Raw genomic sequence first — 23214 nt, forward strand, 5'->3', positions numbered from 1 at the left:
GCAATGAACTGGTTGATGGCGTTTATCTACCGTTTGATCAATATCTGCAGCAAGGAGCTGCTGGCGGTGCTCAAGGATCCCTCCAGCCGCGTCATCCTGGTGGTACCGCCATTGATGCAGAGCCTGCTGTTCGGCTACGCCGCCAGCTACGATCTGACCGATGCCCCCTATGCGGTGCTCGACCAGAGCAACTCCCGGCACAGCCGCGAGCTGATCGCGGCTATCGACGGCACCGGCGTGTTTCACCGTATCGCCACCCTGCACAGCAGCGATCAGATCGCCTCGGTCATCGGCAATGGCGACGCGCTGCTGGTGCTGCAGATTCCGTCCGATTTCGACGCGCGGTTGAACCAGCGGCAGGTATCGCCGATTCAGATGATTCTCGATGGCCGCAACTCGGCCACGGCAAATACCGCCGCGGGCCATATCGGTGCCATCGTCGCCGGGTACAACCAGCAGCTCGATCCGGATAGCGGTCCGCTGGTCCGGGTCGAGTCGCGGGCCTGGTTCAACGAGAATCTGCAGACGCGCTGGATCATCCTGCCCGGCATGATTGCCGCGCTGAGCATGATCCAGACCATGATGCTGACCGCGCTGTCGGTGGCGCGAGAGCGGGAGCAGGGCACCTTCGACCAGCTGCTGGTGACGCCGCACACGCCGCTGGAGATCCTGATCAGCAAGGCGGTGCCGTCGATCCTGATCGGCCTGGTGCAGTCCACGCTGGTGCTGCTGGTATCGCTGTTCTGGTTCCAGATCCCGATGGCGGGCTCGCTGATCACTCTGTACACCGGGTTGCTGATGTTCACCGTTGCCAGCGTCGGCATCGGCCTGTCGATCTCGGCACTGTCGGCCAATATGCAGCAGGCGATGCTCTACACCTTCGTGCTGATCATGCCGCTGATGCTGCTATCGGGCCTGGCAACGCCGGTGGAAAACATGCCCGATCTGCTGCAGACCGCCACCTATATCAACCCGCTGCGCTTCTCCATCCACCTGGTGCGGGAGGTCTACCTGGAGGGCGCGCAGTTGGCCGACGTGGTGCCGGATCTGATCCCGCTGATCATCATTGCGGTGGTGACCCTGCCGCTGGCCGCCTGGCTGTTCCGCCACCGGCTGGTGTGAATGGGCGGCTGTTGTTAATGGAGAGCTTCATGTTGTTGAACCGCCAGTCTTTAACCCCGTCTCGGCCGCGCGCTACCAAACCGGGTGGGACGCTGCTGCTCGCCCTCGCTGCCATCGTGCTGTTGCCTGGCTGCAACACTCTGGGCCCGGATTTCAACCGGCGGGAGCCTGAAGCACCGGCGGCTTGGTCCGATTGGCACTCCGCTCAGCAGGCCTGGGACGATCCGGCGATCGATACCGACAACACACCCGCGGCCCAGTGGTGGCGGGAGTTCGATGATCCGGTGCTGAATCGACTGCAGCAGCGTTTGCCGGAGGCGAGCCCCGACCTGCGCAGCGCCATGCTCAACTTCAGCCGCAGCCGCCTGCAGCGCCAACTGGCGGCCAATGTCGGTGTCGATATCGCGGCCAACGGCGGTTTGAGCCGGCAGAAGCTCAGCGAACACGGCGCCCAGATGCGGATGGCGGCGATCTCGGCGCCCGGCAATCAGGATGCCCTGATCAGTGCCCTGGCCAAGCCCTACCCGCTGTATCAGGCCGGTTTCGATGCCGGTTGGGAGCCCGACCTCTGGGGCCGCGTCAGCCGCACCGTCGAGTCCGCCGATGCCAATACCGAGGCCAGTGCGGCCCTGCTGGCGCAGACTCGCCTGGCGCTCCACGCCGAACTGGCCCGCGCCTACTTCGAGTTGCGCGCGCAGCAGCGCCAGATCGCCCTGCTCAATGCCGAGATTGCACTGAGCGAGGCGCAACTGGCGCTGCTCGAGGCGAACCGGCAGGCGGGGCTGGTCAGCGAGATGCAGCTCGAAAGCCTGCGGCAGCAACTGGATGAGCAGCGTGCCGCGCTGCCGCCGCTGCATAGCGCCGCCGTGGCCTCGGAAAACGCCATCGCGCTGATGCTCGGCGAGCAGCCCGGTGCCCTGAGTGAACTGTTGACCGCAGACACATCCGCGGAGGAGGAGCCTGAGATACAGGCCGATCTAAGCCTCGGCCTGCCGTCGGAGCTGGCGCGCCGCCGCCCGGATATTCGCGCCGCCGAGGCACGGCTGCACGCCGCCACCGCGGAGATCGGCGTCGCCATGGCCGATCTCTATCCGCGCGTCACCCTGAGTGCCGGATTTGGCTTCGAATCCTTCGAACAGGGCGCCTTCGGCGACTGGGCCAGCCGCCGCTGGAGTATCGGCCCCGGCTTCTACCTGCCGATCTTCAACCAGGGGCGACTGAAAACCCGGGTCGAACTGACCCGTCTGGCCCAGCAGCAGGCCGCCGTGGCATATCAGCAGACCGTACTTGCCGCCTGGCAGGAGGTCGACAACGCGCTGAGCGGCTATAGTGCTGAACGGCAGCGTTACCGACAGCTGCAGAGAAAATTGCAGAGCGCCCAGCGCCGGCGGCAACTGAGCAAGGCCGAGGTCGACGCGGGGCTGAGTGACGCCAACATCGAGCTGCAGGCCGAAAGCCAGGTGTTGGCGATAGAGCGGCAACTGGCGCAGAGTCGCGCCGTACTGAAGATCCAGCGCGTGGCGGTATACAAGGCGGTCGGCGGTGGCGTTGAGATCCAAAACATGCAGGAGCGGAAGAGGAGCACAGAATGAAAGCGAAAATCAGCCTGATCACCCTGGGCGTGGACGATCTGGACCGAGCCACCCGCTTCTACCGCGACGGCCTGGGCCTGCCCCAGCACGCGTTAGAAAGCGAAGGGGTCGCCTTCTTCGATCTGGAGGGCACCTGGCTGGGGCTGTTCCCGCGCGAGGAGCTGGCCAAGGATATCGGCCTGCCCAGCGCCGCGAGCAGCGGCTTCGGCGGCGTGACCCTGGCCCACAATGTCGCGAGCAAGGAGGCGGTCGACGCCCTGCTCGAACAGGCCGTCGCGGCCGGCGGCACCCTGGTCAAACCGGCGCAGGAGGTGTTCTGGGGCGGCTACTCCGGCTATTTTCAGGACACCGAGGGACATTACTGGGAGGTGGCGTACAACCCGTTTATGGATCTGACCTGATCACCCCTCACTACCTCGGATAGCACGGCGCGAACCGGCGCCGGTATTGCATCGGCGACAGCCCAGTGGCGCGCTTGAACAGGCGTCGGAACGATGCCGCATCCCGATAGCCGACTTGCGCGGTGATCGCATCGAAATCGGTACGCGAACTTTCCAGCAACTCCTTGGCCCGCTCGATCCTCAACGCCTGCAGATAGGCCAGCGGCGCCATGCCTGTGGCGCCGACGAACCGACGGTTCAAGGTGCGATAACTGACATGCAGCCGGTCGGCCAGCGCGTCGACGGTCAACTGCTGCGAGAGCCTGCCCGCCATCCAGTCGATGGCGCGTTGGACCAGCGGATCGGCAAAAACCCTCGGCAGCGACATGAAGGGGCGTTGGGAGAAGCGGGCGCCGTCCACCAGCATGATGCCGCCCACGTTGCGTGCCAGGGCACTTCCGCCGAGACGGCGCAGCAGATGCAGGACCAGGTCGGTATGCGCGGTCATCGCCCCGGCGGTGATGGCGCGTCCACAGTCGCTCAGAGTCAGGTCCGTCGCCGGCGTCACCTTTGGATAACGTTCCCGGAACGTTTGCGCGAACCACCAGGCGGTGGTGGCGGTACGTCCATCCAGCAACCCCGCCTCGGCCAATAGAAAGGTACCGTGGCAGCTGGCGGCCGCCGTTACCCCTTCCGGGAGATCGCGCAATCGCAGGATCGCCTGCCGCCAGGTGGTGTGCAACTCCTCGGTAACCTGCGCCGCCGTCTCGGCGAAAAAGCCCGGCACCACCACCGCAGCGCAGTCGTCGAAGTTGGCAGGCAGCGGCCGGGTATCCACCGACAGCCTGTCGGACAGCGCTATAGGCCCGCCCGAGCGGGAGTAAAGACTCAGGCGCCAGCCCGCGTCCGGCTGGAAACGCTTGGCCAGTGCGAGCATATCCATCGTGGTGGCAACGCTGGACAGGGTGGAGCCTCGTTCAATCAGCAGGGCGATCTTCATATCGGCAATATTCGCATCCATTTGGGCAATTATGCCACTTACGGCCGGACAGGAGCGGTGCGAGGATAGCGTCGAACCAACATGAAGGAGTCCCCATGAACACCGAACAAACAATCGCCGAGATCATCGCGCTGGAGCGTGCCGCTCTGGATCGCTGGGGCGCGGGCGACCCGGATGGATATCTGGAGATCTCGGCCCCGGATGTCAGCTATTTCGATCCTTTCCTGGAGCGGCGTATCGACGGGCGGGAAGCGCTGTCGGCCTGGTACGCACCGCTGCGCGGCACGATCCATATCGAACGTTACGATCTGATCGAGCCCCAGGTGCAGCTGTACGGCGACACCGCGGTGCTGACCTTCAACCTGATCTCATACCAGGGGGAGGGCTCGATACACTGGAACTGCAGCGAGGTCTATCGATGCGATAGCGAGGGGTGGTGCGTCGTGCAGACGCACTGGTCGATCACCCGGCATCTGCAGATGTGAAGCGCCGTCGGTAACGGACCGGGTCAATGGGAGGTACGCCTTGCCCAGTGCAGGGCGTTGCCCCACCAGGCCAGATCATCCAGCGCCCGCTGCAACTGATCCGCATCGCGCTGGTCGCCGCTGAAGGCGCCGTTTTCGATCTTCTGGTGCACCCCGGCGATATGCACGGCGTTGCGGATCGGCGCCATCTGCAACTCGACCATCACCTGGCGCAACTGCTCCACCGCGCGGGCGCCCATCACACCGCCGTACGACACCACGCCGGCCGGCTTGCGGCCCCACTCCGCATAGACATAATCCAGCGCGTTCTTCAGCACCGCCGAATAGCCGTGGTTGTACTCCGGGCAAACGAACAGATAGGCATCCGCACGCTCGACGCTCTTGGCCCAGCGCTGCTGCTGCTCATCCTCATAATCCCCTGCGGCCGGGGACTTGGGCAGGTTGAACATCGGCAGCGGCCAGTTTTTCAGATCGACCAGCTCGACCGTCATATCGTCCCGCTGCTTGGCATGGGTGAATGCCCAGTCCGCAACAGGTTTTGCCGCACGTCCCTGACGAACACTGCCGATGATGATCTGAAGGTGCATCTAGGTGCTCCTGTTACTTGTTCCAATGCTGATAGCTTAGCGTCTGTTCACGCGCTCTGCGCCGCTCTCGATACAGACAGAGAGTGGTCTGACAACGATATGTTGGAAAAGAGCCCGCAAGATGCGGATTGTGCCTGCCAGACAGTCGTCGATCAACGTTTGTGATTCTGATAAGAGACATTCTTGGGTTTGGATCGAAACGGCGGCAAGGGTTTTGTCACACAGATAACCGCTTTGTCGAGAGCGGGGGCATATCATGTCGATAAAAGTAGAAAAAATCGACATGTTCCCGGCGCATGTCGATTACGTCGACAGATGCAAGATGGCGAGTGTGTTTGGTGACCCGGATTCACTATCGACGACTGAAAAAAGAATTTGTTTAAATTCAATTGGTTATCGTTATTTAAAAAGCTGAAAAATAGTCCTTTCTGTTGGTGGGATTTTTGATACTGAAATAGTCCTTTAAAACAATACTATCCGTTAAGTGTTCCCCGCCCCCGTGGGGATGGACCGGCCTACGGGTTGAGCCCGGCAATTCTGGACCTGCGTTCCCCGCACCTGCGGGGTTGAATTGTGTCTGCTGAGAGGTCGAATTGTAGTCCCGTTGTCATTGTTGTGGAGCTTGTTCTTAATCGTATGTAATCAGGGCATTTGACTTGAGTGCGCGGGTTTATCGGTCGAACGTCCAGTATCCATCGGTGCTCGGAAAACACGTATATTAGGGTAGGAATATCCCTACTTTATTGTTTTTAAAGGATTATTTTGTTCTTATTTTGCGGCAGTGTCGTTGCGAATAATGGATGCAGGGGGATAGTATGACGTGAGTGTCTACCAAAAAATAACATCTATGTATGCTTGAATATTCGGTGCTAAATCCGAAACGACGAGATTCTGTTGAGCGGTATATTCGATCCATAGGCCGCTACTATGTCATATCTGTCGTGATAATGAGCCTGCTGATCGGCGGGACCTATCTTATCGTCAAAGCTGCGCTGGATCGTAACGCCATCCAGCAGGAGATCAGTTTTTTTACCAATCAGCAGTTCATCCGTTTTCAACAGCTAGCCAACCAGACGCGGTCGCTGATGCGTGCGTCGGCGGACGCGACGCTGCCCGATTACATACTGGAGTCGATGGAGGGGGAGATAAAGGGTAAGGCTGATTCGGTCCGGCAGACCATGTCGCAGTTAGAGAGTATGCAGCAGCAGTTGGACGGCAGCATGCTGGAGCGGTTCAAGAGTGAAGATGTCGAGTATGAGCGCTTGCGTGCCGATCTGAACCGTCAGATCGGTGATTTTCTCGAACGGGTGGGGCGTGTGGTGGAAGCGAGTCGGGACGAGCGGATGCGTCGCTATTCGTTCTGGGGGCCGATCGACTTTGCCGTGTCTGCCGACAGTCAGTTCATGCGTCAGTTTTACGAGTTGGTGTTGAACGCTCATCGTCGCAGCGGTGCAGCTGTCGATAACGCGATGCTGATCAGCACCCTGCTGTTGTCGATTCTGGCGGCTCTGCTGATTCTGGCTGCGCTGTTCCTGTTTTCGCCGTTGTTGACTCGCTTGCGTAACGAGCATCATCGCAAGATGGAGTTCGAACAGCGGTTGACCCATTTGGCGCAGACCGATGCGTTGACCGCATTGAAGAACCGCGCCTTTTTCAACGATGCATTGCGAGAGCTGCTTAGACGCTTCCGTGAGGAGGACGAAGGGTTCTCGATGCTGCTGATCGACCTTGATCACTTCAAAACGATCAATGACAACTTCGGCCACCCGGCGGGCGATGCCACGCTGCGCCATGTGGCGGGGGCCTTCCAGAGGAGTTGCCGGGGGCGGGATATCATCACCCGGCTGGGAGGGGATGAGTTCGCGGTGCTGCTGCCGGGCCTTGTGGATGCCGGCAAGTTGAAGGCCGTAGCGGACCGGATTGTCGAGGCTATCGGTGATGAGTTCCGGTTCGAGCAGCATACGCTGTCGTTGTCGGCGAGTATCGGCGGGGCGATCGTGCCGAGCCATGCGACGGACGAGGCTGGCCTGGTGCGTATCGTCGACCTGGCGCTCTATGAGGCGAAAGCCAGTCGTAACGGGGTAGTGATCTTCGACGAGGAGACGTTGGCAACCCAGTTGAAACAGACCGAGTTGGCTGCGGCGCTGGTCGGTGCCGCCGAGCGTAACGAGTTCGTGGTGTTCTACCAGCCCAAGGTTGGGGTCGATTCCGGCGAGCATCTGGGGTTCGAGGCGCTGGTGCGCTGGAACCACCCCTCGCTCGGCATTTTGGCGCCGGGCGCGTTCCTGCCGCTGCTGGACGGCACCGGCTTGATCCGCGAGATGACACGCGCCGTCGTGCGCGGGGTATGCCGCGACATCAAGGCGTGGAAAGCGGCGGGGCTGAACCCGGGGCCGGTGGCGATCAACGTGCCGGAGGAGCTGCTGGTCAGCGATCAGGGGGTCGGTATCTTCACCTCCGCGCTCGATGAGTTCGGTCTGGCGTGGCGCGATATCGCGGTGGAGGTGACGGAGGATGTGTTCCTCAATCGCTATGCCGAGCGGATGTTCGAGTCGATTACGCGTTTCCGCCGCAAGGGTGTGCCGGTGTCGCTCGATGACTTCGGTACCGGTTTTGCGTCGCTGGTCCACCTGCGCGATTTCCCGTTCGACGAGTTGAAGATCGACCGCGGCTTCGTGTCGGATATCGGCGTCGATACGCGCTCCGAGCAGATTGTCCGCACCATCGTCGACCTGGCCCGTAACCTGGGCAAGGCGTGCGTGGCCGAGGGGATCGAGACCGAGACACAGCTCCGCTTTCTGCAGCAACTCGGTTGCAGGGTGGGGCAGGGTTATCTGTTTGCGAAGCCGCTTCCGGCGCGCGAGGCCACAGAGTGGCTCGCGGCCGATCGCTCTCGTGTGATCGATGGCGATGCTGGGGCGCTTGTGGGGTGTCCAGTGCAATGACGAAAGGAGATCAGTGGATATGAACAGGTTTTCGGCGGCTCTTCTGTTTTTGGTTGCACTGACGCGTGCCGCCACGCCGCTGCAGGCATCGGAGGCGCAGGGCAAGTCGGTCGATGTCGTGCATTTCTGGGTATCGAAGAGCGAAGCGGCGGCGCTGGACGTGTTCCGGCAGGACTGGATCCGCATGGGCAATCGCTGGATCGATCTGCCCGCCGAGAACAAGGTGGCGGTGCAGCGGATCGTCAGTGACCGGGTCGCCGGCGGTTACCCGCCCGCGGTCATGCAGTGGAATGCCAACGAGGGCGCCCGCGAACTGCCGGCCATGGGCGTGTTGCAGGATATCGAACTGGTGGCGCAACTGCAGAAGTGGCGTGAAGTGTTGCCCCCCTTCGTGCTCGATCGGATCAGCTACCGGGACAGGATCTACTTTGCGCCGACCAATATCCATGCCGAGAACTGGCTCTGGACCAGCCAGACCCTGTTCGATGAACTGGGTCTGGCCACTCCCACCACCTGGGATGAGATCTTCGTTGCCGCGGAACGTATGCAGGCGGCCGGGAAACGGCCTCTTGCGCTGGGCTCGGGAGCCTGGGAGGTATCGCTGCTGTTCAACGATATCATGTATCACAAGATGGGTGCCGAGGGGTATGCACGGATCATCGGTGCCGATGCCGAGGCGGTGCTGGATCCGCGCATGCTGGAGGCGCTCGACATGCTGCGCCGCCTGTCGCGCTATGCGGAGTCCGCGCAGGAGCGCAGCGGGAAGACCTGGGCCGATGCCTCGGCAATGGTCGGTCGGGGCGAGGCCGGTATGCAGTTCATGGGTGACTGGGCGAAGGGTGAGCTGCTCCATCGCGGGTTCGAGGTCGACGAGGATTTCGGCTGCGCCCTGGTACCGGGAACCTCCATCGCCTATTTCATGGTGATCGATGCCTTCGCCTTTCCGTTGCTCAATCGCGAGGGTGGTGCCGATGCGCAGCAGGCGTTTGCCGGGGTGCTGCTGGATCGTACCAACCAAGTCGAGTTCAGTCATATCAAGGGTTCCCTGCCGGTGCGGACCGATGTGGATCCGACCGGTCTTGATCGCTGCGGCCGGATCGGTCTGGCGCAACTGATCAACGACGATCGCCGGGTCAGTGCCCAGTCGATGGCGATGCCGTCGCAGATGTCGGAGGGCTGGATCGGGGTGCTGGGCGACTTTTTCAACGACCCGAGCATGAGCAGCGAGAGCGCCCGGCAGCGTCTGTACGAGGTGGTCAAGCAGGGCTGAGCCGATTGCGTGCTGTCGAATAATAGTCTTCCAAGTTGCTGCCGGGTTGAAAATCTGGTCATAGTACGCAGAAGGTGTTGTGCTATGGGTTTATCTTTAGGATACCGGGCTTAGGGATTTTTCCCGCATGGGAGTGGTCTTACTTCCATTTGCCGGCACTGAGGGCATGATATTGCTATCGATTTTGTGGAGATTTGCTGTGCACCGTTTCCTCCTACTGACGTTGCTTCTCCTGTCGTTGTCGGGCTGTTCAAACATGCAGACCGGTGATGTGCTTGGACGCCCTGCGGAATGGCTCGGCAATTGGGGGGCCTCCGAGCGTGAGGACGCCTACGACCTCGAGGTCAAGCAGCTGTTTGACCAGCCCTATATCGATCCCCTGACGCGCTATCTTGAGCGCTATCGAAATGACGAGTCTCGTGCCGCTCATCTACAGCGGGTGCTGGATGAGCGCAACCAGCGCTGTCGCCAGATCGCCGACAAATATGCCAATCGCCCGCTGAACGTGAAGACGCTGGAGCAATACCGCAGTGGTTACAGTTACTCCTGCCCTCAGCAGGTCGAAGCCTTTGCCGGCCGTTTGCAGCAGGCGACCGAGAGCGGTGAGGTAGAACAGGTGACGACGCCGGTCGAGCCCGCGGCCGAGATCGCCTGGAGCGGCCAGCTGGCACAGCAACTCAATGACTGCTACCTGCTGACCACCATCGGTAATTTCAGCGCTGCGCGCGCCGCCTGCACGACGCCGGCGGAAAAGGGCGATCCCCGAGCGCAGTACAATATGGCGTTGATCGCCCGCTCCTTGACCCAATACGACGAGGCGCTGAACTGGGCGCATCTGGCGGCCAAGCATAGCGCCGAGGCCCGTTATCTGCTCGGCCAACTGTACGAGGCGGGGCAGGGGGTTGAAGAGGACGAGATCAACGCATTGACCTGGTATCGGGACGCCGCGGAACAGGGTAATGCATCGGCTCAGTATCGGGTAGGGCGCTTTCTCTACGAGGGGCGAGGCGTCGAGCAGAACCTGGGTGCCGCCATGGGCTGGTATGAGCGTGCCGCGGCGCAGGGGCAGGCCGAAGCCCAACTGGCACTTGGGGACATGCTGCTGCAGGGTGAGGGGGTGCCGCCCGACCCGGCGCAGGGGCGGTTTTGGGTGCTCAGGGCCGCACGGCAGGGGTTGGCCGAGGCCCAGTTGCGTCTCGGTGAGCTGGCGGAGCAAGCGGACAATACCCTGTCGAACCGGGCCGAAGCGGCGGTCTGGTATGAGCTGGCTGGTCAGAATGGGCTGCAGCCCGGCACGATTCGAGCGCAGAAACTACGGGTCGAGATCGCGGCGGAAACCCTGCAGGACGCCCGGGTCAGGGTGCGGCGCGCCCTGGAGGGAGGTCGCTGATGCCGATCAGTCGTGCGCGAAAGCTGCGTCGCTGGATGCGGGGGCTGAGCGACGTTGCGCAGGCATCGTCGAAACGCTCGATCAAATGGCTGCTACTGCTGCTGGTGGCACTGTTCGTGGCCGGCATGTGGATTCTCTCCTCGCTCAATCTCAACTATTCGCAGCGGGCGTTGGCCGATCTGAGGCGGGCTGAGATCGAGGAGATCTTCCTGGCCAATCTGAATCAGATCGTTTCCCGCCAGCACGTGTTCGGCCTCTACACCGAGGGTCTCGCCCGATTTGGCGAAACCACCTACGCGCTGGCCGGCGACGAGTTGAAGCCTCGGCTTGAAACGGCGATGAAGTCGATGCTGCAGGACTTTGTCGGTGTCGCCGGGATCGGAGTCTGGTTCGAGAAGGATCGACTGCCGGCTGGCGCACGGGATTACACCCCTTACCTGTTTGCCGGCCACGATGCGGAGGTGGGATCGCGCACCTCCGGCCTTGCTGCGGGGAGTGACTACCGGCAGCAACCCTGGTTCCAGATGGTGATGACACCGGAGCGGCTGCAGAAGCTGGCGCCGAAACAGATGTTTTGGACGCCGGTCTACTACAGCGAACAGACGGATACCGCGGTGCTGACCATCATCAGTCCGATGTTTACCGACGATGGCCGTTTATTGGGCATGGTCACAACCGACTGGGAGGCGGAGCAGATCATCGATCTGGTCAGCCGTGTCGAGGTGACGCAAAACAGCTTTTCCTTCCTGATCGACAGCAACAATCGCAAGCTGTCGAGTCTCAGCCGTAGCGGCGATCCGCTGCACGCGCAACACGTAATGGATGCCCTGGTAGCGCAGAGTCCGAGCTATGTGGCGCCGGATTACAATGCGCTGATCACCAGCCAGACCACGGAAAAGAGCCTGGAGTCCAGCGTGTTGGAGGTCGACGGGCTCACCTATTCGCTGTATCTGGCCGGAACACCGGCTGGCATGAGCTTCGGTATCGGCGTACCGCAGGAGGAGATCGACGCCGTGCTGGTGCCGATGCGGGACAGCAACTACCGCATTCTGACCATCACCGGCCTGGTGATACTGCTGCTCTCCGGCTATCTGGTGTACCGCATATCGGAGCTGGTGAAAGAGCTGCAGGCATCCTATACCGATCCCTTGACCGGTCTGCCCAATCGCGCACGCCTGTTGCAGGATCTGAATCGAGCCGCCGACGGTACCCTGATGCTGATCAACCTCGACCGTTTCAAGGAGATCAACAGCCTGTTCGGTCACCGTTGCGGCGATCAGGTTATACAGACCATGAGCGAACGGCTGCAGCAGTTCGCCCGGGTGCATAAGATATGGCCGGGTGCCCGTCTGTACCGGCTGCAGGGCGATGAGTTTGCACTCTTTGGTCCGAACACCGAGGAGGATACGCAGGATCTACTGCAGCGTTACAGCGAATTTTTGCAGGATCAGCAGCTGGTATGGCAGGAGCAGGAACTCAATGTCGACGCTACCCTGGGCATCGCCAATGCCGGTGACAAGGGCCGTGGGCGGCTGGACAGCCTGCTCAGCCAGGCGACGGTCGCACTGCGCCAGGCGCGTTTGCAGGGACGCAACTTCCACACCTACGACTCCGAGCAGGGGGTCGAGCAGGCGTATGAACAGAATCTGGTGTGGGCGCGCAGGGTCAAGGATGCACTGCAGGCAAACCGGTTCGAGCCCTGGTTTCAACCGATACTGGATAATCGAAGCGGCAAGATCGCCAAGTACGAGTGCCTGGTGCGGATGATCGATGCCGAGGGCAACACGGTGGGACCCGGATTGTTTCTCGGCGTGGCGCACCGGTTGCGACTGGGGCGGCAGATCACCCGGATCATGGTGGACAAGTGTTTTAATGCCTTCGCTGACCGCAGCATCGAGTTCTCCATCAATCTGGCCTACTCCGACATGATGGACGCCGAGCTGACCGCTTATATCTGCCGGCGGTTGCAGGAGACAGGGGTTGGTCCGCGGGTGATATTCGAGCTGCTCGAGTCCGACGGTATCGAGAATTACGACGAGATCCGCCAGTTTATCGACCAGGTCAAAGCCTATGGCTGCCGCATTGCGATCGATGACTTCGGGACCGGTTATTCTAACTTCGAGCATCTGCTGCGGCTGAATGTGGATCTGATCAAGATCGATGGCAGCCTGATCCGCCATCTGCACCAAGACCGCACCGCCTACCTGGTCACCCAGGGGATCGTCCAGTTCGCACGCAGCCTGGGGATCGGCACCGTGGCCGAGTTCGTGCACTGCGAGGCGGTGCAGCAGCAGGTGCTGGCGCTGGGTGTCGATTTTTCTCAGGGCGAGTTTGTCAGTATGCCCGCTCCCGATCTGGTTCAGGGCCACGCTGCCTGAGCGGACCAGGTTGTCTTCCCGCTTTCCGTTGCCCATAGTCCCTGCCGGTTGTGGCGTTTATTTAACCGGTGGGGCTGCTATATTAGCCTGCTCGCATTTACTTAAGGGATGGAACAGATGCTGCCGATAACGGTTTGGGGGCTGGCGCTAGGACAGGCGCTGTTGGTAACCGGCAATATCCTGCTGGTATCGGTCACGGCGCTGATCGGCCAGAAGATCGCTCCGGATCTGGGGCTGGCGACGCTGCCCGCGGCACTGCAGTTCCTCGGTCTGATGAGCGCAACCCTGCCGGCGGCGCACCTGATGCGCTGGTTCGGGCGCAAGGTAGGGTTTCTGGCCGGCAACCTGATCGGTGTCGGTGGCGCGGTACTGTCCGCGTTGGCATTGGCGCAGGAGGCGTTCATGCTGTTCTGCCTCGGAACCTTCCTGCTCGGTATGGCGATCGGCGTGGGCCAGCAGTATCGCTTCGCCGCGATTGAGGGGTGCTCGCCGGCGCAGCATCCGAGGGCGATCGGTCTGGTGATGGGCGGCGGCGTGCTGGCCGCCATACTGGGGCCAAACCTGGCGGTCTGGTCGGGAGACCTGGCGCCGCAGAGTTCTTATCTTGGGGCGTTTTATGTCCTGATCGGCCTCTATCTGTTGACCACGCTGCTGATTGCGTCGCTGCCGCTGCGGGCGCCGGATTACGCCGAGCAGCACGGTGAGATGCGGCCCTATCGGCAGCTGCTGAGCCAACCGGCGCTGGTGGCAGCGGTGACCGCCGGGGCGATCGGTTACGGGGTGATGGTGCTGGTGATGACCGCCACGCCTCTGGCGATGCAGGCCTGCGGTTTCGCCTTCGACAGTACCGCCAGCATCATCCAGTGGCATGTGCTGGGGATGTTCCTGCCCTCGTTCTTCACCGGGCGGTTGATTACCCGTTTTGGCGATACCCGCATCATTCAGAGCGGTTGCCTGCTGTTGGTGGCCTGTGTGCTGCTCAATCAGTTCGGCGTCACCTATTGGCACTTCTGGTTCGCACTGGTGGCATTGGGTGTGGGCTGGAACTTCGCCTTCATCGGCGCCACAACGCTGCTGACCCACACCTACTACCCGGCGGAGAAGGCGCGGGTACAGGGGATGAACGATTTTCTGGTGTTCGGCTTTTCGACGCTGGGCGCGTTGCTGTCAGGGCATCTGCAGGCGTTGGTCGGTTGGGAGCGGTTGAATCTGCTGATGTTGCCGGCGATCGCGATCGCGATGCTGCTGGTATGGTGGAGTGCACACCGCCTGCGCGCGCAGGCGGTGGCGGCGAACTGACTTATTCCAGTGGGCAGCTGTCGCTGAGTTCCTGTGCGCGAGCGTACACCTTGCGCGCCGGCAGCCCCTTGCCCTCGAGTTCGGTGAGTACCGCCTCGGTGGTCTCGTCGAGCACCGGTTTCCAAGCCGGGTTGTTGGCCCCACCCTCGACGGTGTAGATCTCCTGGCCCATATCGAGCGCCTGCTTGCGGCCAGTGATATCGGCGGCGTCGAAGTTAACGCCGGCGATCTTGGCCCAGGCCTGGCCGGAGGCTTCGTCGATCACCTGCTGCAGGTCGGCCGGCAGCGAGTTATACACATCCTTGTTCATGGTCACGATGAACGACAGCGAGTACAGACCGCCCACCTCGGTGTGGTAGGGGGTCAGCTCGTTCAGGCGGAAGGAGAGCTGGCCCTCCCAGGGGAACATGACGCCGTTGATCACGCCGCGCTGGGCCGCCTGGTAGGTTTCCGGTGCCGGCATGCCGACCGGTTGCGCGCCCAGGCGGGTGAGCATATCGCCGACCACGATGGTCGGACGGCGGATGCGCATCCCCTCCAGGTCGGCCGGTGTCTTCACCAGCTTGTCGGTGGTGTGCAGGTGGCCCTGACCATGGGCGAAGAAGAACAGCGGGTGGGTATCGGCATATTCGTCGGCCAGCAAACCTTCGTCATACAGGCTCTGGATAACGCATGAGCCCTGTACCGCGGTCTTGACCACGCCGGGCAGCTCGATCACCTGGGTCAGCGGGAAGCGGTTGGCGGTGTAGCCCTGTACCGTCGCCGTCATGTCCATGATCCGGTTTTTCACCGCGTCGTACTGCGCCGGTGGCTTGGCCAAGGTGGAGGAGGGGTAGATCTCGACCTTGATACGACCGCCCGATGCCTCCTCTACCTGGTCGGCCCAGGGCTGGAAAATGTTCTTCTGCGTGCCGGCGACGCTCGGCCATATATGGCCGAAGCGTAAGGTAACATCGGCAGCCTGAGAAGAGCTCGCGGCTCCCATCATCAAAACGGTTGACGCGGCGACTGCCACGCCCAGCTTTTTCAAGTTCATAGTGCCTTCCTGCGTTGTTTTTATTGGTTAACTTATTAAGTACGGCGAGGCGTTATATATCAAGTACCAGACGCTTGCTCTTTGCGCGAGAGCAACAGGGGGCGAACTCCTCGTTGGCGGCTTTCTCCTCCGTGGTCAGGAACATATCGCGATGATCCGGCTCGCCCTCCAACACCCGGGTGACACAGGTACCGCAAACACCGTTCTCACAGGCGAAGGGGATGTCGATATCCCGTTCCAGCAACACCTCGAGCACGCTTTGGTCGGCCGGTATCTCGATCACTTCACCGGAGCTGGCAAGCTGCACCTCAAATGCGCTGTCGCCGTCGTGGCTGACCTCATCGGCGGCGAAATATTCACGATGCAGCTGGGCTTCGCTCCAGCCGCTACTGCGAGCCGTGTCGAGAATATGGTCCATGAACGGATTCGGACCGCAGACATAGAGGTGGGTGTCGGGCTGCGGATCGCTCAACAGCGTAGCGGCATCAAGCCGGGTCGAGGGGGTGGCGCGGCTATGGTGGAACTGGACCCGATCGGCGAACTCGGAACCGAGGATCCGCTCGCGAAACGCGGTCTGCTCGGCCGTCTTGGTGCAGTAGTGCATCTCGAAATCGGCGCCCTGATGGCTCAGGCGTTCGGCCATGCACAGGATCGGCGTGACGCCGATGCCGCCGCCGATCAGCAGGTGGCGGCGCGCACTGTGCTCCAGCGGGAACAGGTTGCGCGGCTCGCTGATGCTCAGCTTGTCGCCCTCGTTGATCTGCTCGTGCACCGCAACGGAGCCGCCGCGTGAATCGGGATCGCGCAGCACCGCGATCTCGTAGCGGTGATTTTCACTTGGATGGTTGCACAGCGAATACTGGCGTATCAGACCGCCTGGCAGGTGCAGGTCGATGTGCGCGCCTGCGCTGAAGGCGGGCAGTGACGCGGCATCCGGACGTGCCAGTTCCAACAGACAGATATCCTCTGTCTCGTAGTGTTTGCGTACAACGATAATATCGATCACAGCATGCTCTCTCTTGGCCCGCGTAGCGGGCTTAAAAACTGTCTTCTATTTATAGCAGGCGTGTGGGCAACCTGGGCAAGCTGCCCGCACGCCTTTTTATTATGTGTGTTTGCCGGATCAGGCGTTGACGCTCTCCAGCGGGATCTGGCCCTGCTGCTCCTGTTTCAGCATCTTGTCGATCATGCGTCGGGCCTGGACGCCGCCGGCGTCGATATCGAGCTTAAGCAGATCCCGTTCCGGGAACTTGAGCAGGTTCTTCTGCTGCTGCTCCAGCATCTCCAGATCCTCGGCAAAGATACCGCCCTGACCCTTGCGGATGGCATCGGTCAGCGCCTGCACCTCGGGCTGGAAGTTGCGCGCCATGCCCCAGAAGTACCAGTGGCTGGTTTCGGTTTCCGGGGTGATGAAGTCGACCACGATGCTGTTGACCCGCTTGTCGGCCGGTGCATCCTTGCCTCCGTGGCCGGCCAGTGCCACGCCGACCTCGATCAGTACGTGGCTGGGCGGCGAGAAGCGGCATATCTGCCAGCGGTCTACCGGTTGATCGTCCGGCAGCCCTTTGGTGCGCAGGTTACTCTGCCAGAACGGCGGCGCGATGACGTTCTCCATGATCCGGCTGGTGACCACCTCTCCGTCGATGACGCGGGTATTCACCGGCATCTCGTCGATCTCTTTCTGGCCGATGCTGGTGGAGTGCACGTAGGTCTCATGGGTCAGGTCCATGAGGTTGTCGATCATCAGCTTGTAGTCGCAGTTGATGTGGTACAGGCCGCCACCGTAGGCCCACTCCTTGCTGACCGCCCACTCCAGGTGGGGGATATCGTCGGCATTGGCGAGGCTCTTATCGCCTGTCCATACCCAGATGAAGCCGTAGCGCTCCTCAACCGGGTAGCTCTTGACGCAGGGGAAGCCGCCGACCCGCTGTTTCGGCATCGAGATGGTCTTGCCGTCACGGCCCATCTTCAGACCGTGATAGCCGCAGACCAGCTGGCCATCTTCGATATACCCCAGTGACAGCGGTGCGCCGCGATGGGGGCAGAAGTCCTCCACTGCGGCAACCTTGCCTTCATTGTCGCGGTAGAAGGCGATCCGCTCGCCGCAGATCTGGCGGCCCAGGGGCTTTTCGGCGAATTCGTCGGGGGTGCAGGCAACGTACCAGCAGTTTTTCGGGAACATGACAGGGCTCCTCTGATCGGTAATTGTTTTAGTTATGGATCCAATATGCTGGGTATATTGCCCCAATGAGCGTAAAAAATGCCAGAATGGATCCATTGTATTTTTGTATTGTTACATATAAAAACAATTGTAATTTTCTATTCTCACATCGGAGATCATCGGTTTATTGATGTTTTATAAGGCTTTTTGCAGTCTGTTCTTAACGGTCTTGTGCATTTCTGTATAGCGGATTTACCGGCTGAAGCAAGCTGGATATTGGATCCAATGTGGTACACTGGATCCAGATTTGTAGGTCCATGAGGTGCAGGACGTTATGAGCAAGGCAGGCCAGCGGGTGTTGAGTACACTCAGGCAGATGATCATCTCCGGCGAGCTGGCAGCGGGTGAGCGCATCGCCGAGATCCCCACCGCCGAAAGGCTTGGCGTGTCGCGTACCCCGGTGCGGATCGCCTTTCGCGCGCTGGAACAGGAGGGGATGCTGATCAAGCTGGAGGGGCGAGGTTACCGCGTGCGTGAGGTGACGCCGGACGAGGTGGCCGGTGCCATCGAGGTGCGCGGGGTGCTCGAAGGGCTGGCGGCGCGCCAGGCGGCCGAGAACGGGCTGACGCCGGCGCAGCGCCGGGGGTTGTTGGAGTGTCTGGCCTGGGGCGACGAGCTGTTCGACAAGGGCTATGTGACCGAGGAGGATCTGGAGGCCTATCACGACCTGAACAAGCGTTTCCACGCCCTGATCATCGAAGCGAGCGGCAACCCGGCAATCGGCTCGGCGATGCAGCGCAACGAGCATCTGCCGTTCGCCTCGGTCACCTCGCTGGCGATCGACCGCAACAACCTGAAGCAGGAGTATCGCCGCTTCAACTTTGCCCATATGCAGCACCACGCCGCGTTTGACGCCATCGACCGGGGTCAGGGCGCGCGCGCCGAAGCGATCATGCGCGAACATGCCAACGCCACGCTGAGGTATGCGGACCTGTTTGCCCAGCAGGACAGGGATGAGAGTGAGATGCGGGTGATCGGCGGTGTTGCCGCGCTGTAAGGATCGATACGCTAGCGATCGATCCAGTTCGCGGTGGTTACCCGCGCCGGTTCCCGGTGCATGATCACCTCGCCCCTGCGCACCGACAGCAGTACCTCGCCCTGGTTGCGCAGCACGCTGTAGTCGTCCTCACCATCGAGCAGGATAAAACTGCCCGGCTTGCCCACCTCGATGCCGTAGTGGTGCTGGATATTCAGCGTGCGGGCGCTGTTGTCGGTGATCAGATCCAGCGCCTGGCTGAACTCCTGATAACCCATCATCTGGCAGATATGCAGGCCGAAATCCAGCGTGCGCAGCAGCTTGCCATTACCCAGCGAGTACCAAGGGTCGAAGATCGAGTCCTCGCCGAAGCAGACGTTGATGCCCGCCTCGTTCAGCTCCTTGACCCGGGTCAGCCCGCGCCGCTTGGGATAGCTGTCGAAGCGCCCCTGCAGGTGGATGCTCTCGGTCGGGCAGGAGATGAAATTGATGCCTGAGTTCTTCAACAAGCGAAACAGCTTGGAGCAGTAGGCGTTGTCGTAGGAGTGCATTGCCGTGGTATGGCTGGCGGTGACCCGGGGGCCCAGATCATTGAACAGCGCCTCGCAGGCCAGCACCTCAAGGAAGCGGGAGTTGGGATCGTCGATCTCATCGCAGTGCACATCGACCAGGCGGTCATACTTCAGTGCCAGTTCGATCACCGTTTTCATCGACTTTTCGCCCAGCTCGCGGGTGTACTCGAAGTGCGGAATGCCGCCCACTACGTCGGCACCGTACTCCAGTGCCTGTTCCATCAGCGCCAGGCCGTTGGGGAAGGAGAGCAGGCCGTCCTGTGGAAAGGCAACTACCTGGATCTCGATTCTTTCCTTCAGTTCATCACGGATATCACATAGGGTTTTCAGGCCGACCAGGCTCGGGTCGGAGATATCGGCATGGGTGCGGATATGCTGCACCCCGTTCTGCACCAGCAGCTCGACGGTCTGCAATACCCGGCGGCGGATATCGGCCTCGTTTAACAGCGGCTTGCGCTCGCCCCAGCGTTCGATCCCCTCGAACAGGGTGCCGCTGCGGTTCCAGCTCGGTTCACCGGCGGTCAGTGCTGCATCCAGGTGGATATGCGGCTCGACGAACGGCGCGCAGAGCAGCTTGCCGCCGGCGTCGAGCTGCTTGCCTTGAGCATCGAGTTCCATATTTTGTTCGGTGATCGATGCAAACAATCCATTGCTGATTTCGAGGGTATGAAGGGCCGACTGATGGCGCAGGCGCGCGTTGATGATCTGCATAGGGGGCAACTCCTGCTGTCTGGGCTCGATTCGACATTGTGGTGCCAAAACACTCTCCGCTCAATCAGTTGCCAGCCAGTGGTCTGATCTTGAACACCTGCTAAGATGGCCGGGTGTTCCAATAACAAACGGCAGCCCGATGCTGAGCAAAAACCAACTGCGCAAACTGGACGTTCAGGATATCGCCATCTTCCTGTCGCTGTTCAGTACCCGCAACGCGCGCAAAACCGCTGATGAGCTGAGCATCAGTCCGCCGACGGTGAGCTACTCGCTGAAGCGACTGCGCGAGAGTCTCGGTGATGAGCTGTTTATCCGCGACAGCAGTGGTCTGCTGCCGACAGGGCGGGCCTTTCATATCGAACCCTATCTGCGCAGTGCGCTGGAGGCGATCAATCGCTCGGCCGAGGGGTTCGGTGAGCCGGATGATCGTGAGCTGCCGCTGGAACTGTGCGTGCCGGAAGCGTTCGAGCTGCTGCTGTTGCCCAAACTGATGGCGCAGGCGCTGAGCTGCTCCCCGCGGCGCATTCTGCATATGCGCAAGTTGAGTGAGAAACTGCCCACCGAGGAGCTGCTGGCGGGCAAGCTGGATCTGCTCTGTGTGCCCGGCCCCGGCGCCTATTTTCAGCTGCATCCGGAGCTGGAGCGGCAATCGCTGTTCGAGGACCGTTTCGTCTGCGTGGCGCGGGGCAATCGCCCGCGGCAGGTCACGCTGGACGAGTACTGCGATGCGCTGCATGTCTACCCTTCGCCCTGGCAGTCGCCGCGCAACATGGTCGATACCTGGCTGGAGCAGTTGGGCCGCCGCCGCACCATGGTGGCCTGGGCCAGCACCTACCAGGCTTGCCTCAACATGCTCGAAGAGCTGCCCTGCATGCTGATGCTGCCGTCAAGCCTGGTCTCGACCTTGCGTATCCCGCCCGGGGTGCAGGTGAACCAGCCGCCCCTGGGTTGTCCCAACTTTACCTTCGATATGGTCTGGGCGCCGGGCAACGACAGTCCGCGCCGGCGCTGGCTGCGCCAGCAGCTGCTGCGGATCTGCGATAAGGACGAACGGATCGGGCGCACCGGCTAAGACCGGATGGACTGGATCAGGCCAGCGCGGCCAGACGCTCATAGGCGGTGGTCAGGCTTAGTTCCCGGCTATCCGGCGACAGGTCCAGGCCATCGGCGATCAGCGTGTGGATCCGGGTGATGCCGATCAGCCCCAGCAGCTGTTTGACCGCGGGGACCTGGTGGTCGTCCGCACTGTCGAGTACGCCACCGCGGGTGGCGATCAGGTACAGATCCTTGTCGCGCAGCAGTCCACGTGGTCCCTGTTCGGTAAACTCGAAACTGATGCCGGCCCGGGCCAGCAGGTCGAAGTAGGCTTTCAACTGCGACGGGATCCCGGCGTTGTACAGCGGCAGTGCGATCACCACCCTGTCGGCCCGGTCGAACTCGGCAATCAATCGGTCCGACTGCCGGCGATAGGCCAGCTGAGCCTCGCTGAGCTCAGTGGGCGGCAGGCGCAGCGCATCCCACTGCTCGGGCCCGAGGTGGGGCAGGGGGGCGCCGACCAGATCGCGCTGGATCACCCGCGTTTCGGGGTTTGCCTGCACATGCTGACGAATGAAGTGTTCGCATAGCTGGGACGAGCGGCTGCGCGTGCCGTTGGCGCTGGTCTTGATGTAGAGCAGTTCGGACATGGTGTCTCTCCTGTGAATGGCGGAACCCATTCAGCCTATCGTCGACGACGTCGGGCCAGGATCGAAAAATCCGAACGCGCCTTTTAATCTTTAAACGCCCCCTACCCCTGATTAACGGCATGCTGTCCCTATGCGCTCTTGAACCTCTCCGGTTCGGAGCGAGCGATTCGATAGGGAGACAAAATGGACAAGATGCTGAAAACGACCCTGGGTGCGCACCTGATGATGCTGGTATGGGCACTGCTAGTGGGCGCCTCCTTCCCGCTGGCGGCCACCTTCGACGCGGCGCTGTCGCCGCTCTGGCTGACCCTGGTGCGCTTCTTTATTGCCGCGGCACTGATGCTGCCCTGGGTGGTGCGCAGCCCCGGATGGCTACCGAGAACCTGGCGCGCCTGGGGCGGCTACACTCTGCTCGGCGCCTTTCTGGCGGCGTTTTTCGGCTCCCAGTTTGTGGCGTTGAATCTGACCTCGGCACTGTCGGTGGCGGCGTTGTTCGTGACCCTGCCGGCGATCGCCTGGTTGTTGGCGGCGCTGGCGGGGATCGAGCGCACCGGTATCGGACGGCTGGCGGTGTTGCTGTTGGGGGCGATTGGGGCGCTGGGGTTGACCCTGCATGGGCGGGATGGCGGCTTTAACGGGTTCGGCCCCGGTGAGTGGCTGTTTCTGCTCGGCTGCGCCTGCTCTGCGGCCTATTCGGTGTCGTCGCGTTTTCTGGTGGTCAGGGAGTGGCTGCCGGAAAACCCGTTGCAGGCCACCTTCTGGAGTCTGCTGATCGGCGCCTGTCTGATGACGCTGGCGGCATTGGGCCAACCCGGTGACGGGCAGCTGTTCTGGCAGCTACTGAGCGGCCGTGATCTGCTGGTGCTGGGGCTGTTGGCGCTGTTTGCCAGCTTTATAACCTTCTGGATACTGCAGCATGCGATGCAGGTGCTGATGCCGAGCAGCGTCGCCGCCTACTGTTACCTGACGCCGCTGGTTTCGCTGGGCCTGTCGCTGCACAGCGGCGCCACGCAGCTGGACCTGGTGCTGGCGCTCAGCCTTGCCCTGCTGGCGTTGACGGTGTGCTGGCTGATCGGTTCGGACCGGCTCAAATCCCGGTATCCCTGACATTCTCCATCACCACGAAGGTACTGGTCTGCAGTACATGGGGCAGGGCCGAGATCTGCTCTCCAAGCACGGTGCGGTACTCCTCCATGTTGCGGGTCCTGACCTTGAGCAGGTAGTCGAAGTTGCCGGCGATCATGTGACACTGCTCCACCGCGGGGATCTTGCGCACTTCGCGGTTGAACGCCGCCAGTGCCTTGCTGCTGGTGTCGTTGAGGGTGACCTGGGCAAAGGCGATATGGTTCAGCCCCATCTTTTTGTGGTCGACCAGTGCGGTGTAACCCTTGATATAGCCCTGCTCCTCCAGCCGCTTCATGCGCACCTGGCAGGGGGTTTTCGACAGCCCGACACGGGATGCAAGCTCCGTCACCGTGATGCGCGCGTTTTGCTGAAGTTCGTCGATGATCGCGAGATCGAATCTGTCCAGATCGTCCATATGCTCCACAAATAGGCTGTTTTTG

General features: G+C 61.5%; 20 protein-coding genes. 12 read left to right on the forward strand and 8 right to left on the reverse strand.

Going from position 1 to position 23214, the window contains the following annotated elements; genetic code table 11:
• Positions 1–3: 3 nt before the first annotated feature.
• From KQ940_RS02185 to KQ940_RS02195, 3 genes are read left to right on the forward strand one after another with little or no spacing between them, the layout of a single operon-like run.
• Positions 4–1122: an ABC transporter permease gene (locus KQ940_RS02185; protein WP_217411228.1), complete on the forward strand. Its 1119-nt coding sequence runs from the start codon at positions 4–6 to the stop codon at positions 1120–1122.
• 29 nt (positions 1123–1151) lie between these two features.
• Entirely contained in the window at positions 1152–2714 is a 1563-nt protein-coding gene (locus tag KQ940_RS02190; RefSeq protein ID WP_217411230.1) for an efflux transporter outer membrane subunit, read from the forward strand.
• Positions 2711–3115 carry a VOC family protein gene (locus KQ940_RS02195; RefSeq protein WP_217411232.1) on the forward strand — a complete coding sequence of 135 codons (405 nt, stop codon included), beginning with the start codon at positions 2711–2713 and terminating at the stop codon, positions 3113–3115. Before KQ940_RS02190 ends, KQ940_RS02195 begins: the two co-directional genes overlap by 4 nt.
• 10 nt (positions 3116–3125) lie before the next feature.
• On the opposite strand, the gene KQ940_RS02200 is transcribed toward KQ940_RS02195, so the two are convergent.
• On the reverse strand, positions 3126–4115 hold the full coding sequence (locus tag KQ940_RS02200; RefSeq protein WP_217411234.1) for a GlxA family transcriptional regulator: 990 nt from the start codon (positions 4113–4115) through the stop codon (positions 3126–3128).
• Positions 4116–4189: 74 nt separating this feature from the next.
• Here KQ940_RS02200 and KQ940_RS02205 point away from each other — a divergent pair, with 74 nt between their 5' ends.
• Entirely contained in the window at positions 4190–4579 is a 390-nt protein-coding gene (locus tag KQ940_RS02205) for a YybH family protein (protein WP_217411236.1), read from the forward strand.
• A 23-nt stretch (positions 4580–4602) separates the two neighbouring features.
• On the opposite strand, the gene KQ940_RS02210 is transcribed toward KQ940_RS02205, so the two are convergent.
• A complete protein-coding gene (locus KQ940_RS02210; RefSeq protein ID WP_217411238.1) occupies positions 4603–5166 on the reverse strand; it encodes an NADPH-dependent FMN reductase in 564 nt (187 codons plus the stop codon).
• Positions 5167–6113: 947 nt separating this feature from the next.
• Between KQ940_RS02210 and KQ940_RS02215 the strand changes: the two genes are divergently transcribed.
• The 5 genes from KQ940_RS02215 (at position 6114) to KQ940_RS02235 (ending at position 14448) form a co-directional block, all read left to right on the forward strand.
• Complete coding sequence (locus KQ940_RS02215) at positions 6114–8111, forward strand: putative bifunctional diguanylate cyclase/phosphodiesterase (RefSeq protein WP_217411240.1); 1998 nt, start codon at positions 6114–6116, stop codon at positions 8109–8111.
• Between the two features lie 19 nt (positions 8112–8130).
• A complete protein-coding gene (locus KQ940_RS02220) occupies positions 8131–9381 on the forward strand; it encodes an ABC transporter substrate-binding protein (RefSeq protein ID WP_217411242.1) in 1251 nt (416 codons plus the stop codon).
• Positions 9382–9637: 256 nt separating this feature from the next.
• Positions 9638–10771: a tetratricopeptide repeat protein gene (locus KQ940_RS02225; protein ID WP_217411244.1), complete on the forward strand. Its 1134-nt coding sequence runs from the start codon at positions 9638–9640 to the stop codon at positions 10769–10771.
• Positions 10771–13149, forward strand: a complete 2379-nt coding sequence (locus KQ940_RS02230; RefSeq protein WP_217411246.1) for a bifunctional diguanylate cyclase/phosphodiesterase — start codon at positions 10771–10773, stop codon at positions 13147–13149. Before KQ940_RS02225 ends, KQ940_RS02230 begins: the two co-directional genes overlap by 1 nt.
• A 117-nt stretch (positions 13150–13266) precedes the next feature.
• A complete protein-coding gene (locus KQ940_RS02235; protein WP_217411248.1) occupies positions 13267–14448 on the forward strand; it encodes an MFS transporter in 1182 nt (393 codons plus the stop codon).
• A 1-nt stretch (position 14449) separates the two neighbouring features.
• Here KQ940_RS02235 and KQ940_RS02240 read toward each other — a convergent pair whose 3' ends face one another.
• The 3 genes from KQ940_RS02240 to KQ940_RS02250 all read right to left on the reverse strand — a co-directional run bounded on the left by KQ940_RS02240 (position 14450) and on the right by KQ940_RS02250 (position 17666).
• Positions 14450–15484 (reverse strand): TRAP transporter substrate-binding protein, encoded by a 1035-nt coding sequence (locus KQ940_RS02240; RefSeq protein WP_217411250.1) that lies wholly within the window; start codon positions 15482–15484, stop codon positions 14450–14452.
• A gap of 52 nt (positions 15485–15536) precedes the next feature.
• The gene (locus tag KQ940_RS02245) at positions 15537–16490 is read right to left on the reverse strand and encodes a PDR/VanB family oxidoreductase (RefSeq protein WP_217411252.1); all 954 of its coding nucleotides are present in this window, start codon (positions 16488–16490) and stop codon (positions 15537–15539) included.
• Positions 16491–16607: 117 nt separating this feature from the next.
• Positions 16608–17666 (reverse strand): aromatic ring-hydroxylating dioxygenase subunit alpha, encoded by a 1059-nt coding sequence (locus KQ940_RS02250; RefSeq protein WP_217411254.1) that lies wholly within the window; start codon positions 17664–17666, stop codon positions 16608–16610.
• A gap of 313 nt (positions 17667–17979) precedes the next feature.
• Between KQ940_RS02250 and KQ940_RS02255 the strand changes: the two genes are divergently transcribed.
• Positions 17980–18702, forward strand: coding sequence for a GntR family transcriptional regulator (locus tag KQ940_RS02255; RefSeq protein WP_217411256.1), 723 nt, complete (start codon positions 17980–17982; stop codon positions 18700–18702).
• A gap of 11 nt (positions 18703–18713) precedes the next feature.
• Here the strand turns inward: KQ940_RS02255 and codA are convergent, their stop codons facing one another.
• On the reverse strand, positions 18714–19964 hold the full coding sequence (gene codA / locus KQ940_RS02260; RefSeq protein ID WP_217411258.1) for a cytosine deaminase: 1251 nt from the start codon (positions 19962–19964) through the stop codon (positions 18714–18716).
• A gap of 139 nt (positions 19965–20103) precedes the next feature.
• Here codA and KQ940_RS02265 point away from each other — a divergent pair, with 139 nt between their 5' ends.
• Positions 20104–21036 (forward strand): LysR family transcriptional regulator, encoded by a 933-nt coding sequence (locus KQ940_RS02265; RefSeq protein ID WP_217411260.1) that lies wholly within the window; start codon positions 20104–20106, stop codon positions 21034–21036.
• A 16-nt stretch (positions 21037–21052) separates the two neighbouring features.
• Here KQ940_RS02265 and KQ940_RS02270 read toward each other — a convergent pair whose 3' ends face one another.
• On the reverse strand, positions 21053–21649 hold the full coding sequence (locus KQ940_RS02270; protein WP_217411262.1) for an FMN-dependent NADH-azoreductase: 597 nt from the start codon (positions 21647–21649) through the stop codon (positions 21053–21055).
• Between the two features lie 183 nt (positions 21650–21832).
• Here KQ940_RS02270 and KQ940_RS02275 point away from each other — a divergent pair, with 183 nt between their 5' ends.
• A complete protein-coding gene (locus KQ940_RS02275; protein WP_217411264.1) occupies positions 21833–22756 on the forward strand; it encodes a DMT family transporter in 924 nt (307 codons plus the stop codon).
• Here the strand turns inward: KQ940_RS02275 and KQ940_RS02280 are convergent.
• Positions 22737–23189: an Lrp/AsnC family transcriptional regulator gene (locus KQ940_RS02280; RefSeq protein ID WP_217411266.1), complete on the reverse strand. Its 453-nt coding sequence runs from the start codon at positions 23187–23189 to the stop codon at positions 22737–22739. The two genes, KQ940_RS02275 and KQ940_RS02280, sit on opposite strands and share 20 nt — an antisense overlap.
• Positions 23190–23214 lie beyond the last annotated feature (25 nt).

The organism is Marinobacterium ramblicola (genome assembly GCF_019084545.1).
GTDB lineage: Bacteria > Pseudomonadota > Gammaproteobacteria > Pseudomonadales > Balneatricaceae > Marinobacterium_D > Marinobacterium_D ramblicola.

Excerpts from the sequence above, each read along its gene's own strand:
- KQ940_RS02185 (WP_217411228.1), top strand. The coding sequence starts at position 4 with ATGAACTGGTTGATGGCGTTTATCTACCGTTTGATCAATATCTGCAGC.
- KQ940_RS02190 (WP_217411230.1), top strand. The coding sequence starts at position 1,152 with ATGTTGTTGAACCGCCAGTCTTTAACCCCGTCTCGGCCGCGCGCTACC.
- KQ940_RS02195 (WP_217411232.1), top strand. The coding sequence starts at position 2,711 with ATGAAAGCGAAAATCAGCCTGATCACCCTGGGCGTGGACGATCTGGAC.
- KQ940_RS02200 (WP_217411234.1), bottom strand. The coding sequence starts at position 4,115 with ATGGATGCGAATATTGCCGATATGAAGATCGCCCTGCTGATTGAACGA.
- KQ940_RS02205 (WP_217411236.1), top strand. The coding sequence starts at position 4,190 with ATGAACACCGAACAAACAATCGCCGAGATCATCGCGCTGGAGCGTGCC.
- KQ940_RS02210 (WP_217411238.1), bottom strand. The coding sequence starts at position 5,166 with ATGCACCTTCAGATCATCATCGGCAGTGTTCGTCAGGGACGTGCGGCA.
- KQ940_RS02215 (WP_217411240.1), top strand. The coding sequence starts at position 6,114 with ATGAGCCTGCTGATCGGCGGGACCTATCTTATCGTCAAAGCTGCGCTG.
- KQ940_RS02220 (WP_217411242.1), top strand. The coding sequence starts at position 8,131 with ATGAACAGGTTTTCGGCGGCTCTTCTGTTTTTGGTTGCACTGACGCGT.
- KQ940_RS02225 (WP_217411244.1), top strand. The coding sequence starts at position 9,638 with ATGCAGACCGGTGATGTGCTTGGACGCCCTGCGGAATGGCTCGGCAAT.
- KQ940_RS02230 (WP_217411246.1), top strand. The coding sequence starts at position 10,771 with ATGCCGATCAGTCGTGCGCGAAAGCTGCGTCGCTGGATGCGGGGGCTG.
- KQ940_RS02235 (WP_217411248.1), top strand. The coding sequence starts at position 13,267 with ATGCTGCCGATAACGGTTTGGGGGCTGGCGCTAGGACAGGCGCTGTTG.
- KQ940_RS02240 (WP_217411250.1), bottom strand. The coding sequence starts at position 15,484 with ATGAACTTGAAAAAGCTGGGCGTGGCAGTCGCCGCGTCAACCGTTTTG.
- KQ940_RS02250 (WP_217411254.1), bottom strand. The coding sequence starts at position 17,666 with ATGTTCCCGAAAAACTGCTGGTACGTTGCCTGCACCCCCGACGAATTC.
- KQ940_RS02255 (WP_217411256.1), top strand. The coding sequence starts at position 17,980 with ATGAGCAAGGCAGGCCAGCGGGTGTTGAGTACACTCAGGCAGATGATC.
- codA (WP_217411258.1), bottom strand. The coding sequence starts at position 19,964 with ATGCAGATCATCAACGCGCGCCTGCGCCATCAGTCGGCCCTTCATACC.
- KQ940_RS02265 (WP_217411260.1), top strand. The coding sequence starts at position 20,104 with ATGCTGAGCAAAAACCAACTGCGCAAACTGGACGTTCAGGATATCGCC.
- KQ940_RS02270 (WP_217411262.1), bottom strand. The coding sequence starts at position 21,649 with ATGTCCGAACTGCTCTACATCAAGACCAGCGCCAACGGCACGCGCAGC.
- KQ940_RS02275 (WP_217411264.1), top strand. The coding sequence starts at position 21,833 with ATGGACAAGATGCTGAAAACGACCCTGGGTGCGCACCTGATGATGCTG.
- KQ940_RS02280 (WP_217411266.1), bottom strand. The coding sequence starts at position 23,189 with ATGGACGATCTGGACAGATTCGATCTCGCGATCATCGACGAACTTCAG.